The organism is Tianweitania aestuarii (genome assembly GCF_018457165.1).
Lineage (GTDB): Bacteria > Pseudomonadota > Alphaproteobacteria > Rhizobiales > Rhizobiaceae > Tianweitania > Tianweitania aestuarii.
On record NZ_JAFMNX010000006.1, the window covers coordinates 39,371 to 54,353 of the forward strand.

General features: G+C 59.6%; 14 protein-coding genes. 6 read left to right on the forward strand and 8 right to left on the reverse strand.

Annotated elements, in window-relative coordinates; genetic code table 11:
• Positions 1 to 61: 61 nt before the first annotated feature.
• From JYU29_RS17350 to JYU29_RS17375, 6 genes are all read right to left on the reverse strand, one after another.
• On the reverse strand, positions 62 to 1,321 hold the full coding sequence (locus JYU29_RS17350; protein WP_213986125.1) for a Re/Si-specific NAD(P)(+) transhydrogenase subunit alpha: 1,260 nt from the start codon (positions 1,319 to 1,321) through the stop codon (positions 62 to 64).
• 64 nt (positions 1,322 to 1,385) lie between these two features.
• A complete protein-coding gene (locus JYU29_RS17355) occupies positions 1,386 to 1,619 on the reverse strand; it encodes an aa3-type cytochrome c oxidase subunit IV (RefSeq protein WP_213986126.1) in 234 nt (77 codons plus the stop codon).
• Positions 1,620 to 1,729: 110 nt separating this feature from the next.
• Entirely contained in the window at positions 1,730 to 1,879 is a 150-nt protein-coding gene (locus JYU29_RS17360) for a DUF3096 domain-containing protein (protein ID WP_189503139.1), read from the reverse strand.
• A 48-nt stretch (positions 1,880 to 1,927) separates the two neighbouring features.
• Positions 1,928 to 2,554, reverse strand: a complete 627-nt coding sequence (locus JYU29_RS17365; RefSeq protein ID WP_347879922.1) for an NUDIX domain-containing protein — start codon at positions 2,552 to 2,554, stop codon at positions 1,928 to 1,930.
• Positions 2,555 to 2,655: 101 nt separating this feature from the next.
• Positions 2,656 to 3,441 (reverse strand): N-acyl amino acid synthase FeeM domain-containing protein, encoded by a 786-nt coding sequence (locus JYU29_RS17370; protein ID WP_250157558.1) that lies wholly within the window; start codon positions 3,439 to 3,441, stop codon positions 2,656 to 2,658.
• Positions 3,442 to 3,603: 162 nt separating this feature from the next.
• Positions 3,604 to 5,853, reverse strand: coding sequence for a putative bifunctional diguanylate cyclase/phosphodiesterase (locus JYU29_RS17375; protein WP_431192876.1), 2,250 nt, complete (start codon positions 5,851 to 5,853; stop codon positions 3,604 to 3,606).
• A gap of 446 nt (positions 5,854 to 6,299) precedes the next feature.
• Between JYU29_RS17375 and JYU29_RS17380 the strand changes: the two genes are divergently transcribed.
• Positions 6,300 to 6,884: a TRAP transporter small permease subunit gene (locus JYU29_RS17380; RefSeq protein WP_213986128.1), complete on the forward strand. Its 585-nt coding sequence runs from the start codon at positions 6,300 to 6,302 to the stop codon at positions 6,882 to 6,884.
• Complete coding sequence (locus JYU29_RS17385; protein WP_213986129.1) at positions 6,881 to 8,662, forward strand: TRAP transporter large permease; 1,782 nt, start codon at positions 6,881 to 6,883, stop codon at positions 8,660 to 8,662. The genes JYU29_RS17380 and JYU29_RS17385 overlap by 4 nt, the downstream gene beginning before the upstream one ends.
• A 1,324-nt stretch (positions 8,663 to 9,986) precedes the next feature.
• On the opposite strand, the gene JYU29_RS17390 is transcribed toward JYU29_RS17385, so the two are convergent.
• Entirely contained in the window at positions 9,987 to 11,096 is a 1,110-nt protein-coding gene (locus tag JYU29_RS17390) for a TRAP transporter substrate-binding protein (protein ID WP_213986130.1), read from the reverse strand.
• Between the two features lie 291 nt (positions 11,097 to 11,387).
• On the opposite strand from JYU29_RS17390, the gene JYU29_RS17395 reads away from it, so the two are divergent.
• Positions 11,388 to 12,023: an exopolysaccharide biosynthesis protein gene (locus JYU29_RS17395; RefSeq protein WP_213986131.1), complete on the forward strand. Its 636-nt coding sequence runs from the start codon at positions 11,388 to 11,390 to the stop codon at positions 12,021 to 12,023.
• A gap of 82 nt (positions 12,024 to 12,105) precedes the next feature.
• Positions 12,106 to 12,873 (forward strand): gamma-glutamyl-gamma-aminobutyrate hydrolase family protein, encoded by a 768-nt coding sequence (locus tag JYU29_RS17400; protein WP_213986132.1) that lies wholly within the window; start codon positions 12,106 to 12,108, stop codon positions 12,871 to 12,873.
• 3 nt (positions 12,874 to 12,876) lie between these two features.
• Here the strand turns inward: JYU29_RS17400 and JYU29_RS17405 are convergent, their stop codons facing one another.
• A complete protein-coding gene (locus tag JYU29_RS17405; protein WP_213986133.1) occupies positions 12,877 to 13,848 on the reverse strand; it encodes a 2-hydroxyacid dehydrogenase in 972 nt (323 codons plus the stop codon).
• A gap of 161 nt (positions 13,849 to 14,009) precedes the next feature.
• Between JYU29_RS17405 and JYU29_RS17410 the strand changes: the two genes are divergently transcribed.
• On the forward strand, positions 14,010 to 14,417 hold the full coding sequence (locus tag JYU29_RS17410) for a hypothetical protein (RefSeq protein WP_213986134.1): 408 nt from the start codon (positions 14,010 to 14,012) through the stop codon (positions 14,415 to 14,417).
• Positions 14,418 to 14,616: 199 nt separating this feature from the next.
• Positions 14,617 to 14,943: a hypothetical protein gene (locus tag JYU29_RS17415; protein WP_213986135.1), complete on the forward strand. Its 327-nt coding sequence runs from the start codon at positions 14,617 to 14,619 to the stop codon at positions 14,941 to 14,943.
• Positions 14,944 to 14,983: the final 40 nt, after the last annotated feature.

The window sequence follows — 14,983 nt, forward strand, 5'->3', positions numbered from 1 at the left end:
TGAAGGTTGGTTATCGCCGCATCAACACGGTCGAGCGCGTCCTGAACTGCTGTGGTTTCCATCACGCTGCTCCTTCCGGCTTCGTGGGCTGCTCGGCATCAGCCGCCAGGCTCTCTTCCGGCGCCGCATCGAGGCCAGGTTCGGTGCTGACGGGTTCGCTGGTCGCCGCTGGCGCAGCGGCGGGTGCCGCAGGCGCAAAATTGGCATGAACGACCGAGCCGCCATGGGTCAGCAAGGTTGCTTTCACAAGCTCGTCTTCTGGGTTCACGACGACCGTCTTAGACGTTTTATCGACCATCGATTCCAGGAAGGCATAAAGGTTGCGCGCGTAAAGCAAAGACGCGGAAGCTGCGATACGGCCCGCGACGTTGGTATGACCAACGATGGTCACGCCGTTGTCGAGCGTGATCACCGCATCCGCGACTGCGCCCTCGACATTGCCGCCGCGCTCGACGGCAAGATCGACAATTACCGAACCCGGCTTCATCGAGGCAACCATCGCGGCAGACACGAGCTTCGGCGCAGGGCGGCCCGGGATTAGGGCCGTGGTGATGACGATGTCCTGCTTGGCGACATGATCGGCAACCATGGCTGCCTGCTTTTCCTGATAGGCCTTGGACATTTCCTTGGCGTAGCCGCCGGCCGTTTCCGCTGCCTTGAACTCGTCGTCCTCGACAGCCACGAATTTGGCGCCAAGCGAAGCGACCTGTTCCTTCGCGGCAGGCCGAACATCGGTAGCGGTCACAATCGCACCCATGCGGCGCGCGGTGGCAATCGCCTGCAGGCCGGCAACGCCGGCACCCATCACGAACACCTTGGCCGCAGGCACGGTGCCGGCGGCTGTCATCATCATCGGCAATGCTCGTTCGTAAACGGCAGCGGCATCCACAACCGCCTGATAACCAGCAAGATTGGCTTGCGAAGACAACACGTCCATGACCTGCGCGCGGGTGATGCGCGGCATGAATTCCATGGCAAAAGCGGAAATGCCAGCGGATGCCATGGCTTCGACTTCGGCCTGCTTGCCATAGGGATCCATGGTGGCAATGACGAGTGCACCGGACTTGTAGCCGCGGATCTCATCGTCCGACGGGCGGCGGACCTTGAGCACGACATCGGCATGCTCACCATCGGCAACACTGCCGATTGCCGCGCCCATTTTGGTGAATTCACTATCGGGAATGCGCGATGACAGACCTGCGCCAGCCTCCACCACCACATCGAGCCCAAGCGCTTTCATGCGCTTGACCGTATCGGGCGAAGCCGCGACGCGCGGCTCCGATGGATCAATCTCTTTTGGAATAAAGACGGTCTGAGCCAACAGCGCGCCCCTTTCGCCGTTGATGTTTCAGGAAGGAAGCGGCTTCAGCTGTTGCTCAAGCCGTTCAAGCGGAGCGCAGGAAGAAAGTCCCACCAGCGCAGAGAATGGCGAACAGGATGATGGAGGAAATGAAGCCGCCGCCCATGAAGAAGCCGAAACCCATCGCGATCATCAAAGCAACAACCACAAGTGTGCCGTACTTGGTCAGCGCAAGGAAACCCTCATAGGTTTTCTCGTGCTCGGAATAATCCATCTCGGCGCCCATTTCGAGCGGCCCACTTGGCGTCTGATCAGCCATCTCTACCCCCACAAGAAAGATTGTTCTCGCACATAGCGAAACTCGGAGATCAGGGCAATGGCGCACTTGTGATGCCCCACGCCGGGATTGATGGTCGACTGCCCGCAGAATTATCCGCCAAGCTGCGGAAACAGACCCACCAGCCCGATGATGATCAGGTAAAGCGCCACGATGTAATTCAGCAGCCTAGGCATGATCAGGATAAGCACACCGGCAATCAGCGAGATCAGCGGCGTCAAAGTCAAAGCGGTTAGGGTCATGACATAATCTCCTTGGATCGCTCTCAAACGAGCGATCACGCCGAAGGTTCAAAGAACCCCGTGCACCCGCGCATGATAGATCAACAAGATCGTCTTGGCGTCGCGAATGCGACCGTCGGAGATAGCAGCCAGAGCATCATCGAAGCCCATCTCCACAACCTCGATGTCTTCGCCCTCATCCGCCAGCCCGCCGCCTTGGAACGGGCGTGACGCTGAATCATATTCGGCCAGAAACAGATGCAGGCGCTCTGTGACAGCACCGGGGCTGGCAAAACAGTCGGTGACCAGTTCCGGTACGCCGATCTCATAACCGGTTTCTTCGGCGACCTCGTGACAGATCGCATCAGCCGGGTCGCGATCGTCGAGAAGACCTGCAGGCACTTCCAGCATCATGCCATCGGCCACACCATTCAGGTAAGCAGGCAGTCGCAACTGGCGGGCCAGGATGATGCTGCGCCGCTTCTTGTTGTAAAGCAGGATGCCTGCACCGCTGCCACGGTCAAACACTTCACGCTTCTGCCGCTGCCATGCACCGTCCGAACGGCGCACATCGATGGTGTAGTTGCGCAGCGTATACCAGTTATCCGACAGGACCTGAACGTCGCGGATCACGACATCACCCTGCTCATCAGAAGCCGGTTCAACCGAGGGATTATGCTTCGGCGGCTTGGTCACGATTCCTCGCACTCGATTGCACAGATCGCACCACGCGCTTCCATCGCATCAACCGGGCGTTCCCGTGCTTTCCCTGCCCTCATTCATTTCCTCGTCGGAGATCACGCCGCCGGGCGATAATATTTCGCTGTCGGCAGGATCGTCAGCGGCGCCAACTCACCCGGCCCCGGTTGCGCAAACAACATCCGCCGCTCAGCCGCAGTGGAACGGAAGAAAGGAAAGCGACGAAGGGTGTTTTCCATGTTTTCCGACGTGCGGGATTGGAACAGGTGAACCGGCACCATCAATCCTGGATAGACACGCGGTGGCAATGCCTGACTGGCATTGAAGATACGCTTGTAGAAAGCTGCATGCTCTTCCTTGATCGCGGTCAGACAATAGGTCGGGTTGAAGTAGCCGCAGGCGACAACGGCAAGCCGCAATGTGAGATAGGGCAGCACGCGATGCTGCTTGGAAACATCAAGGTCGGCTGCAAAGCGGCTCGGATCAACAAAGGTTTCCCCGGCCTCAAGCCGTGGCCGCAACGCATCTCCAAAAACGGTCATGCTTGGGGAACACGGCTGCTCCGCGCTTACATGATGCAATCGTAAGGTGCTGACGAGCGCGCCGTCGATAAACACGCCGAAGCGATAGGAGTTCGGCAGATCATCGTACTCGTCTACCACCATCCGCGATGCGTTTGGTACAACCATCTCGGTTGCCAGATAGGAGTCATAGCGAAGCCGGTATATGGCTTCGATGTCTTCGCCGGTTTCACAGCGTCGATATTCAACGCGATCTAATAGTGCGGCAACGCTCTTCGTGAACGTGTCAGGTTCGCTGCTGGCGCGAACCACATTTGTGCCGGGCTGCTGAACTGCTGCCCCGCTGCATTGAATTCCCATCATGGCCCCCGTCTGCCTGGGCGCGACGTTAGCGTGCCCATCACATCAGTAAAGCCGAAAATTCGAATGGTGCTATTTACCTTTTGTTAACCTTAAGTTTTCTGCTGTGCATATCTATCCTGGAGATCGCGGGAGCAGGCTTGGCGCTCAACCTCGAGCATGTCGTCAGACGTGAAAGGCGTGTCGGCCTTGCCGTGACTTGTCAGCTCGCAGCTGCTTACCGAACGGCCACATGGTGGACGCGATCGTGTCGACGCCGGATGCCGTCAACACGGCTCCGAACAGAAAGCCCTGCAGCAAATCCGGCTCGACGGTATCTGAAAGGATGCGCAACTGCTCAAGCGTTTCAACGCCTTCCACGGTAACCTGCAAGCCGAGTGAACGAGATAGGCTGACGATGCCTTTGAGCAGTGTCAGCGACTTCTCGTCATGAGTCAGATCCATGATAAAGCTGCGATCGATCTTGATCTTGTCGAGCGGCAAGGTGTGAAGATAGCTGAGGCTGGAATAACCAGTTCCGAAGTCATCCAACGCGATCCGAACACCGAGCGCTTTCAGATCATCGAGATAGTGGCGGCTGAGCGACTTATCATCGAGCAGCGCGGTTTCGGTAACCTCTACCTCCAATCGGCAAGGTTCGAGACCGGAGTGATCAAGGGCCATCCTGACCTGCTCAACGATTTTGCCATCGCGCAAATCTTTTGCGGAAAGGTTGACTGACACCCCGATGGTGTCCGGCCAAGTCAGGCATTCACGACAGGCTGTATTCAGCACAAAGATGCTGATCTCGGAGATGATCCCAATCTCTTCCGCAAGCGGTATAAAGACAGCCGGCGATATCGGACCGAGTTCCGGATGATCCCAGCGGCACAGCGCTTCACAACCGTCAATCCGCATCGAGTTGAGACCTACAATCGGTTGGTAAAGCACGCGAAGCTTGCCATTCTCGACAGCGTTGCGCAGGTCAGCCTTCATGATCTGCCGGCTACGGAAGGCATCATCCATGGCGGTTTCGAACAAACGCCACCTGTTCTTGCCCTGCTCCTTGGCTTTGTAGAGCGCGAGATCCGCCTTCACGAACATGGAGTCGACATCGGTCTGCTGAACCTGCGAGATCACCGCTCCGGCGCTGACTTGCATCCGCAGATTATGACCAGCGACGTCAACATCTCCCGAGGCATTCAGGAATATCTCGTCGAGCAGACCGAGGAACTCTCCCTCATCCTCCACCTTGTTGAAGAACAACACGAACTCGTCGCCCCCGAATCGACTGACCATGACCTCTTCAGAGGAGAACGCGCTGAGCTTGCTCGCCACAGCGTAGATCAAGCCATCTCCGATTGGATGTCCCAGCGTATCATTGACGCTCTTGAAGTCATCCAGATCCACCACGACGAGCCCGCATAGACGGCTGCGGTCGCCCCCTGCCATGTGTTCTGTAACCAACTCGTGAAAATAGGCACGGTTCGGAAGCCCCGTCAGGCCGTCATAACGCGCCATGAAACGGATACGTTCTTCCGCATCGATCCTTGCTGTCACATCTTCGAATGTGATGACGCCGAGATCATTGGATCCTTCGCGGGCAGAAAACTCGACATGCTGACCATTGGCGAAACTGACAAGCAGCTTCCGGTCGCGCTTGTCTCGCAGGGCGCGGCCGAGTTGGCTTTCCACGTAGTAACAGTCTTTCGCTTCCATCAGGCCAGCGGCAACACTGCGCCTGAGAAGAGAATGCAGAGTGCGACCGATCATGCGATCAGCCGAATGCATCCGCAGCATGCCTGCAGCCTCAGCATTGGCCACGACAACGACATTGGCGGCATTCACCATCACCAAGCCGTGTGACATCGTGTTCAGCGCTCGATCAAAGCGCTGGGCGATCTGCCGGGCCTGTTTGTGCCCGATGATAGCCGAAAACAGGACGTACCGAACGTGGTCTGCGGTGCCTTTCAAGACGAAAAGAAAGGGAAAGATCAGGAGGCCAAGGACGACGTATGGGGTTTCGCCATGCAGGATCAGTCCGAGCGAGATCGGCGACACGATCGTGACCGCGAAAATGGCAACCATGCTGCGCGAGCCGTAGTTGCGACCTGACACAGTGACAAGTGAGCTAAGTGTGACGGCGAGAGACGCAATCTGCGAGAAGCGGTCGGGAACGATATAGAACGCCGCAAAACAATAGCTGCCCAGAGCCAAGCCTTGCAGGGAACCCAGCAGGATGTAGTTGCGCTCACACTTCCTTGCGCTGTCGTAATCAACCAGCAAGGACAAGCGCACGACGCGCGACATGCTCAGAAAGCGGCTTAAGCCGAGACCAGCCAGAACAATCGTCAGCCAGAGATAAGTCTCAGCACCAGATTTCCAGTACGACATGAACGTCGTGATCGCATGGCAAAAAGATCCGATCAGGATCATGTGCACGTTGTCGTACAAAGACCGTATGAACTGGACGTAGACGTCCTTCGGTATTGTGTCGGGCTTCGTGCTGCTCATTGCCTGGTGCCGCTACTCACCCTTTGATTGCACATCCTGCTTAAGAAAGGTTTAGAGGTTCCTCATCCAACGCAGGGTCGAAGCAGAGGCTGGAAGAAGCTGGCCTGTCGCGATTGCGGACGTCTTTGGCGCCCCTGTCAAGCCAACGGTGCCTTCGGCGTCGAGAACCCGCACCGCGACACTGCCACCTCCCCGGCATCCGCCCTCCTCTCCGACTTATCCATTCGCCGCACTTTTAAGCCTCGCACAACTCTGCTAGTGCGCGGAGTGATTGTTGGATGCTTGGCGTTGCGTAGGTTCCGACATCGCGGATACAATCGTTTCAAGTGCGCCGACACAACGATGCGCCACCGTGGGAGGAGGTCTTCATGAAAGCCTTGCTCGCTTTTGCGAGAGCCGTTGATCGCGTGAACGAATTGATCGGCAAGGTTTTTGCCTGGGCAATTCTGGCCGCGATCCTGGTCAGTGCCGGAAACGCCATTATCCGCAAGGCGTTCAACATGTCGTCCAACGCCTGGCTCGAGCTGCAATGGTATCTGTTCGGCGCCGCGTTCCTTTTGGCTGCCGCTTATACGCTGAAGCAGAACGAGCATATCCGCGTCGACATCGTCTATGGGATGTGGTCGCGCCGCACGCAGCATTGGATCGACCTGTTCGGGCATGTCTTCTTTCTCATGCCGTTCGTGCTGCTGATGATCTACTATTTCTGGCCCTATTTCCTCCTGTCGTACCGCAATGGCGAGACCTCATCGAGCGCCGGCGGTCTTCTAATCTGGCCGGCCAAGTCGCTGTTGTTGATCGGCTTCGTGATGCTGGCGCTGCAGGGCGTGTCCGAGATCATCAAGAAGATCGGGGTCATACGCGGGTTGATTCCCGATCCCGTTCCCTTCGTGTCGGCCCATGAAGCGGCCGAACTGGAAGGCAGTGCGACTGCGGAGGATCTCCGTCCATGATGGCGCTTATTGCCGAGAACATGGCGCCGATCATGTTCGTGTCGCTGATCGTGTTTCTGCTGCTTGGTTACCCGGTCGCCTTTTCGCTTGCAGCCAACGGCCTGCTGTTCTTCGTGATCGGTGTCGAACTGGCACCGCTTTCGGCCGGCAACATCAACCTATCCTGGCCACTCCTATACGCACTGCCCGACCGGTTTTGGGGAACGTTGGCGAATGAAACGCTGCTTGCGATCCCCTTCTTTACCTTCATGGGGATTGTGCTGGAAAAAAGCGGCATGGCGGAGGATCTGCTCGATACGATCGGGCAACTGTTCGGCCCGATCCGCGGTGGCCTGGCCTATGCGGTGATCCTGGTTGGCGCGCTTCTGGCGGCCACCACCGGTGTTGTCGCGGCTTCCGTGATCGCCATGGGCCTGATCTCGCTGCCGATCATGATGCGCTACGGCTATGATCGCAGGATGGCCTCGGGCGTCATCGTGGCGTCGGGCACGCTGGCGCAGATCATTCCGCCTTCGCTCGTTCTGATCGTTCTTGCCGACCAGCTCGGCCGCTCGGTCGGCGACATGTACAAGGGCGCGCTGATCCCCGGCATCATCCTGGTGTGCCTGTATCTCAGTTACATCATGATCATGTCGATCATCCGGCCGAAGTCGATGCCCGCCCTGCCGCCGGAAGCGCGCACGCTCGGTCACGGCGTGACGTCGCTGCTCGTGGCGCTACTGGTTTGCGCCGGCATCGGCTATGCCGCGCATGTGCTCCTGTCGCCGACGCAAGGCGCCGATGCCGATATTCTCGGCGGCGTGGTCGGCGTTCTCGTGATATACATCTTCACAATCGTCGACCGGGCGATGGGCCTGAACATCATGTCGCGCCTGGCGCAGCAGGTGATCGTGGTGCTCATCCCGCCGCTGGCGCTGGTGTTCCTGGTACTCGGCACGATCTTCCTCGGCATTGCGACGCCCACCGAAGGCGGTGCCATGGGTGCGGTCGGCGCCCTGATCCTGGCCGCCTTCAAGGGCCGGCTGAACATGAGCGTGATCACCGGCGCGCTGATGTCGACCACGCGGTTGTCGGCCTTCGTGATGTTCATCCTGCTTGGCGCACGCGTGTTCTCCCTGACCTTCTATGGCGTAAACGGCCATCTGTGGGTGGAGCATCTCCTGACCTCCATGCCGGGTGGCGAAACGGGCTTCCTGATTACGGTCAACCTGCTCGTCTTCTTCCTGGCCTTCTTCCTGGATTTCTTCGAGCTCGCCTTCATCATCGTGCCGCTCTTGGCACCGGCTGCCAGTGCGCTCGGCATCGATCTGATCTGGTTCGGCGTGCTGCTCGGGGTCAATATGCAAACGAGCTTCATGCATCCGCCGTTCGGCTTTGCGCTGTTCTTCCTGCGCTCGGTCGCGGCCCGCGTGCCCTATCTCGACCGGATCACGGGCAAGAAGATCGAGCCCATCACCACCGGCCAGATCTACTGGGGAGCCGTGCCCTTCGTGGGGATTCAGCTCCTGATGGTGGCGCTCGTCATCATCTTCCCGGGCATGGTGATGCACTACAAGGGCAATGCGGAAGCCGTCGATCCAAGCACGATCCAGATCGACATCCCGGGCTTCGGTGATCAGGGCGGCGGCATGCCGAGCTTCGAGCTGCCGGGGCTGGAATCACCGCCCTCCTTCGGTGCGCCGCCAGCCATTCCCGGACAGGATGGCCAGCCGGCCCAGCCCGTGCAACCGGCGGCCCCACCGCCACCGGATCTTTCCCAGCCGCCATCCTTCAACTGAAGATTGTTCGCTGATTAAACACGAGCCCCGGCTGAAAGGCCGGGGCTTTTTCTTGGCTGAAGCAGCTATCGGTCTTCCAGCCGGCGCCCTTCTTCTGCGTATGCGCTTCAAGCAGACACCGGATCGGCAAGTCGTGAAACCGCGCCTCCCAAACCCGGACACGCGCCGGGAATTGGCGGCATGTGCTGGGGTGTCAATCCTTGTCAAAGAACGGGAAAGAGCATGAAAGCACGCGCCGTTTGCGCGCGTGCATGTGCGCCTTCCCGCGCAGATGCTTGGGAAGCGGACGCAAGTTTCCGCGCCTCTTATTAAATATTATACGGCGCGGCCATCTCGCGTCCGTCGGTGCTTTCACCCCGATGCCGGTGGGCGGGCTCGGTGCAGACTAGTCGCCACCTCACCGAGTGCTCCCGCACTGACCAGCACAGGGTCCGGGTTTGGGGAGGGACTGACTACCCTCCAAGTCGAACTACCGTAGTTCAACCAACCCGGACACCGCCGCCCTCCCCTGATCCCCGGTGCGCACCAGAGTTCCCGTGAGGGCGATGGGGGAAGGATAGATGGGGTGGGTGGAGGCGTGGATAGATTTGATGACCGGATTTTTGTTGCGGAAGTAAAATCAAACGCTTGGCGGCAGCCTTCCCGCTTCGTCATCCTCGGACTTGATCCGAGGATCCATGCCGGGCCAGCCGAACCAGCACACCGCACGCATATGCACGGCCGCGCGAAATTCAGCCGTTCAGGCTGCCGCTCCGGCTCCGCCCAAGGATGACGAAGGTGTGGAGTGCGGGGCCTTCTCCCCTTGTGGGAGAAGGTGGATCGACCCGTCAGCGGAAACGGGGTAAGGGGTGCGGCGGTGAGCTAATAAACTGGAACACCGCTCATCCGATTTCGCCACGCTCAGCCATTACCCAAAGCGAGCCGCAGGTCTCATACCCCCTCCGAGCCTCACAATGGGAAAGGGGAAGCTGGCGTTTTCTCCGATGCTCACCGACGGGGAACGGGAAGTCGGAACCCTCTCCGCTTCGTCATCCTCGGGCTTGACCCGAGGATCCATGCCGCAAAAAGGCAGTAGTGAGCACCACTGATCCTTCCGCCACGCGCTGGCAAGCATTCAGGCATAGATCCTCGGGTCTACGCCTGCGCTCGCGCTCCGGCTCCGCCTAAGGATGACGAAGAACGCAAAACGTTTGAGCGCTCCTCCTTTCCAAAACTGAGAGAAGGGAGGTAGGTGGCAGCAGCTGCAGAATTTCTTCTTTCCACCTCTCCAACAAAAAACCCCGGCGCAATGGCCGGGGTTTTCCTGGTCGATTAAGGTTGTCGCTTACAGCTTGTTGGCGCGCTGGAGCGAGACCATGAAGCTGTCGAACGGGTAATCGGCGACCTGCGTGTACAGGTAGTTTTCCTTGCGGAACGCCTTGATCGAATCCCAGATCTTCTTGAAGTCGGCATTGTTGGTTTCGATCTCGGCGAACAACTCGTTCGTCGCATCGAAGCTTGCCTGCATGATCTCGGGGCTGAACGGACGCAGCTGGGCGCCGTTGGCGACGAGCTTGCGGATCGCGATCGGGTTCAGATAGTCGTACTTCTGCAGCATGTTCGCGTCGGTCGCCTGGCACGCCGTGCGCAGCAGCGACTTGTAGCGATCCGGCAGGCCGTCATAGGCCGACTTGTTGAACATGAAGTGGACAGTCGGACCACCTTCCCAGAAGCCCGGATAGTAGTAGAACGGCGCGACCTTCTGGAAGCCGAGCTTCTCGTCGTCATGCGGGCCGACCCATTCGGCCGCATCGATCGTGCCGCGCTCGAGCGACGGATAGATGTCGCCGCCGGCGAGCTGCTGCGGCACGACGCCGAGCTTGGTCAGCACCTGACCGGCAATGCCGGCGATGCGCATCTTGAGACCCTGAAGGTCGGCAACGGTCTTGATTTCCTTGCGGAACCAGCCGCCCATCTGGGTGCCGGTGTTGCCGCCTGGGAAGCCGATCAGGCCGCTCTTGCCGAGGAACTCGTTGTAAAGCTCCATGCCGCCGCCATGATACATCCAGGCGTTCATGCCGCGCGCATTGAGCGCGAACGGAACGGCCGAACCGAGCGCCCAGGTCGGATCCTTGCCGACATAATAATAGCCGACGGTATGCGCGACCTCGACCGTGCCCGCGGAAGCGGCATCCATGGCTTGAAGGCCCGGCACGATTTCACCGGCTGCGAAAGGCTGCAGGGTGAAGTTGCCGTCGGTGGCTTCGCTCATCATCTTGGCGAGATCCGGCGCGCCGCCATAGATGGTTTCGAGCGACTTCGGGAAGGACGAGGCGATGCGCCAAGTGATCTTCGGATTTTCCTGCGCAATGGCCGGTGCGGCAAGCGTTGTGGCTGCAGCGGCTGCGCCCGCGCCCGCAAAGCCTGCCTTGGTGATGAAACTACGACGATCCATGATATTCTCCTCCGCCATCGTCTGAATTCGTGAACACCGAATTCTTGTTTGAAACTCCTCGCGGCGCCAGTCCGGCTGCCGGCTTGGTAGCGCATAGATACACGCTCGACACAGCGTGTCCAGCAGCGCGCCTTAATCCCTTAGCCGCAAAAAGCATCAGGTTGCACAGAACGGCGCCGCAAGGTGGAAAGCCGATGCGCGTGATCTGGAAACAGGAACAAAGACCCCATATGAGGCGCGCAGTGGCCGCGTGCCGCAAACAACGAGAAGCGGCGAGCGGATGACGAGTGGATGACAGATTTTCAGGATAGTTCGGAATCACTGCGCGGCGCGCTGATGCGCACGATCAGCCAGATCCGCGGCGAGCAGGTGACGCTGCGCGAACTCGTGCAGATGATCGGCGAACAAGGGCTGCTTCTCCTATGCGCGCTGCTCACCATTCCGTTCCTGCTGCCCGTTTCGATCCCCGGCGTGTCCACCGTGTTCGGGATCGCCATCATCCTGATCAGCATCGGCATCATCACCAATCGCGCGCCGTGGCTGCCCGAGCGGCTGATGGATCGTCCGCTCGATGCCGACAAGCTGAACGGGATCCTCAAGCGCGGCGCCGACATGGTGGCGAAGATCGAGCGCGTGATCCGGCCGCGTCTGCGGGCCTTGACGGACGGAGCCTTCGTTAATCGGCTGAACGGCTTCGGCATCATGGCCGGCGGCATTCTGCTGATCTTCCCGCTGGGGCTGATCCCGTTTTCCAACACACTGCCGGCTTTCGCGACCCTGTTTCTGTGCCTCGGCATTTCGCAGCGCGACGGGCTGTTCGTGTTGTTCGGGTATCTGACACTCGTGGCGACCGTCATCTACTTCGCCGTGCTGGCCTACCTTGCCTTGGCAGCCGGCCAGGGTCTGGCTTCGTTTTTCAGCGGCTGAACAAGCTTGGCGCAAGGCGACGCCGGGCTTAAATGAGCGATCAAAGCGGTGGATCAGCATGCGCCGCGCCGGAGAGACTTCCATGACCCTGCCCATGATTGCGGTGCCCACCGACAAGCGCGACTTCGACGGTTACACCTGGCATGCCGCGCCGCATCAGTATCTGGAAGCGGCAATGAGCGTGTCGGGCGTGATGCCGGTTCTGGTGCCGGCCTTCGGCGACCGGCTCGACATCGACGCGCTGCTCGACCGGGTCGATGGCGTGATGATCACCGGTTCCAAGAGCAACGTGCATCCGACCCTTTATGGCCAGGAAGCAACGGAAGCGAACGGGCCTTATGATCCCGATCGCGACGCCACCTCGCTGCCTCTGATCCGGCGCGCGATCGAACGCGGCATTCCGCTCCTGGCGATCTGCCGCGGCATTCAGGAGATGAATGTGGCGATGGGCGGCTCGCTGGCGACCGAAATTCAGGAACGCGACGGATCGATGGATCATCGCGCGCCGGAAAGCGAGGATCCGGATCACCGCTTCGCCATTCGCCAGGCCGTGACGATCAAGCCGGGCTCCTGTCTAGCCGATCTGTTCGGCGACGGCGAGATCCAGATCAACAGCCTGCATCGCCAAGCCGTGGATCGCCTTGGCGAGCGCCTGCAGGTCGAAGCCGTGGCGCCCGACAACACGGTGGAAGCCGTGTCGGTGAGGGATGCCAAGGCCTTTGCCGTCGGCGTGCAATGGCATCCGGAATATTGGGCGGCAAGCGACGAGACATCCGCCAAACTGTTTCGCGCGTTTGGCGATGCCGTGCGGGATTACGCCAGCCGCGGGATGCAACAGGCAGCCGAATAAGGTTTAGGCCTTTCGGCTGATCGCAGCGGTTTCGGGAACGGGCGTCAGCGCCTCGCCCCGGTCGAACCAGCTTTCGAGATTGTCCACCAGAAGATCGGCCATTGCCTTGCGCGTATGCTGCGAGGCGGATGCGACATGCGGCAAAAGCACGGCGTTGTCGGCATCGAGCAGCGCCTGCGGCACATGGGGCTCGTTGGCAAACACATCGAGGCCAGCGGCGAGGATCGTCCTGGCTTGGAGTGCTTCGATGAGGGCTTCTTCATCAACCGTGGCGCCGCGGCCGACATTGATGAACACGCCATCCTCGCCCAGCGCCTGAAGGATGGCGGCATCAACAGCGCGGGTGGTTTGCGCGGTGGCAGGCGCGACGTTGATCAGCGTATCGCAGGCAGCCGCGAGATCCCCAAGCGTGGCATGATAGGTATAAGGCACACCGTCCACTGGGCGGCGATTATGGTAGGCGATGGCAACGCCGAAGCCTTCAAGCCGGCGCGCGATGGCCAGACCGATGCGCCCCATGCCGAAAATGCCGACCCGGCGATTGCGCAGCGTTCCCTTGGACAGGGGAAACGGACCATCGGGCCAGGATCCGTCGCGCAGATAGCGTTCGGCCCGGTTGAAATCGCGCAGCGTATTCAAAAGAAGCGCAATGGCCGTGTCGGCGACTTCGTCGGTCAAAACATCGGGCGTGTTGGTGACCACCACGGTCTTCTCGGCGGCATGGCCGGCATCCACCGCATCATAACCGACGCCGTAGCTTGCGATGATCTCGAGGTTGGGCAGCGCATCGATCAACGAAGCGGGCACGCCGAGAAAGCTCGCGGCAATGCCACGCACGCGCTCGCGATCGTCTGGTTGGAGGAGCTCGGCATCGGGACGCGCGATCTCCTTGATGTCGAACCGGTCGGCGAGCCGCGTCAGGACGTGCGAAATCAGCTTGCCGGAAACAAGGATCAAGGGACGATCATTAGTCATGAAGGACGCTCCGTTCGATCAAACATAGCGTTCAGTATGCCAAAGCAGTGATCGGCAACAGAGTCTTCTGCGGGGAATACGGAACCTTGGCTGGGGAGCGCCGTTATGTAAGCGATCGTCCGCTACGATGGTCAACCTGAGATCATGAAAGGAATTCTGCTATGAAGACCAAGCTTCTCGCACTCGCCCTCGCCGCTTCGATGACCGCCGGCGCCGCTTATGCTCAGACCGCTATCGAAACCCCGACCCAGTCGGGCGGCTCGGAAGCCACCACCGAAAACACCGGCAAGGGTGTTCCGGAACTGCCAGGTGAAACCGTTGGCAACAAGAGCGACGGCACGGCTGTTGCTCCGGCAATCCCGAGCGATGCCGTTGTTGGCAGCTTCTACACCGACTCCTCGATGGGCACGATGAAGTCCGACGAAGAGATCAACACCTACTGGCAGGGTCTGACCCCCGAAGAGCAGGCTGCTGTTCGCGCCGGCTGCACGGATGAATTCACCGCTCAGAACAAGGACCTCCCAGAGTCCACGCTGAACGTGTGTAAGAAGGTCAACGGCATGATGTAAGCTTCGGCTTACCCATTGCTTGAAAACAGCGGGCTTCGGCCCGCTGTTTTTGTATGTGCCGTGCAGATCACGCGCGATCACAGCTTTGTATATTACGGCGTCTCGTGAAACTTTTGCAGCGCAGCATCGTTTCTACTGCAGTTGCGAGATGACGATCTTATTTTTCGTAACACCCCTTTTTGAATGACAGGATATTCGTATGTCTATGAAGATGTTTGCTATTGCCGCCGCCGTTCTGAGTGCAACCGCTGGCGTTGCGTCGGCTCAGGCCGTCGGTACCCAGACTGAAGCCAATGTCGGCTTGTTCGACCAGGGCGGCGCCTACTATCGCGGTCCGGACAGCTCGCCGGGCGCTCGTATGGACGGCGCCAACATCGATCGCTCGACCACGTCGTCGATTGGTTCGGTGATGACCAACGGTTCGTCCGCTCAGCCGCGCATCCGCTCGGTTGTTCGCGACAACAAGGCCGTGCCGGCCGATACCCGCAACGAAAGCGGTCTCGGCATGTTCGACAGCGTCAACTAAGTCGATCAGTTCGGAACAAGAAAGAGCGGCCTCCGGGCCG

Bases quoted from the DNA above. Each gene is read 5' to 3' on its own strand.
- JYU29_RS17355 (WP_213986126.1), bottom strand. From the start codon at position 1,619: ATGGCTGATCAGACGCCAAGTGGGCCGCTCGAAATGGGCGCCGAGATG.
- JYU29_RS17360 (WP_189503139.1), bottom strand. From the start codon at position 1,879: ATGACCCTAACCGCTTTGACTTTGACGCCGCTGATCTCGCTGATTGCC.
- JYU29_RS17370 (WP_250157558.1), bottom strand. From the start codon at position 3,441: ATGATGGGAATTCAATGCAGCGGGGCAGCAGTTCAGCAGCCCGGCACA.
- JYU29_RS17375 (WP_431192876.1), bottom strand. From the start codon at position 5,853: ATGATCCTGATCGGATCTTTTTGCCATGCGATCACGACGTTCATGTCG.
- JYU29_RS17380 (WP_213986128.1), top strand. From the start codon at position 6,300: ATGAAAGCCTTGCTCGCTTTTGCGAGAGCCGTTGATCGCGTGAACGAA.
- JYU29_RS17385 (WP_213986129.1), top strand. From the start codon at position 6,881: ATGATGGCGCTTATTGCCGAGAACATGGCGCCGATCATGTTCGTGTCG.
- JYU29_RS17390 (WP_213986130.1), bottom strand. From the start codon at position 11,096: ATGGATCGTCGTAGTTTCATCACCAAGGCAGGCTTTGCGGGCGCGGGC.
- JYU29_RS17395 (WP_213986131.1), top strand. From the start codon at position 11,388: ATGACAGATTTTCAGGATAGTTCGGAATCACTGCGCGGCGCGCTGATG.
- JYU29_RS17400 (WP_213986132.1), top strand. From the start codon at position 12,106: ATGACCCTGCCCATGATTGCGGTGCCCACCGACAAGCGCGACTTCGAC.
- JYU29_RS17405 (WP_213986133.1), bottom strand. From the start codon at position 13,848: ATGACTAATGATCGTCCCTTGATCCTTGTTTCCGGCAAGCTGATTTCG.
- JYU29_RS17410 (WP_213986134.1), top strand. From the start codon at position 14,010: ATGAAGACCAAGCTTCTCGCACTCGCCCTCGCCGCTTCGATGACCGCC.
- JYU29_RS17415 (WP_213986135.1), top strand. From the start codon at position 14,617: ATGTCTATGAAGATGTTTGCTATTGCCGCCGCCGTTCTGAGTGCAACC.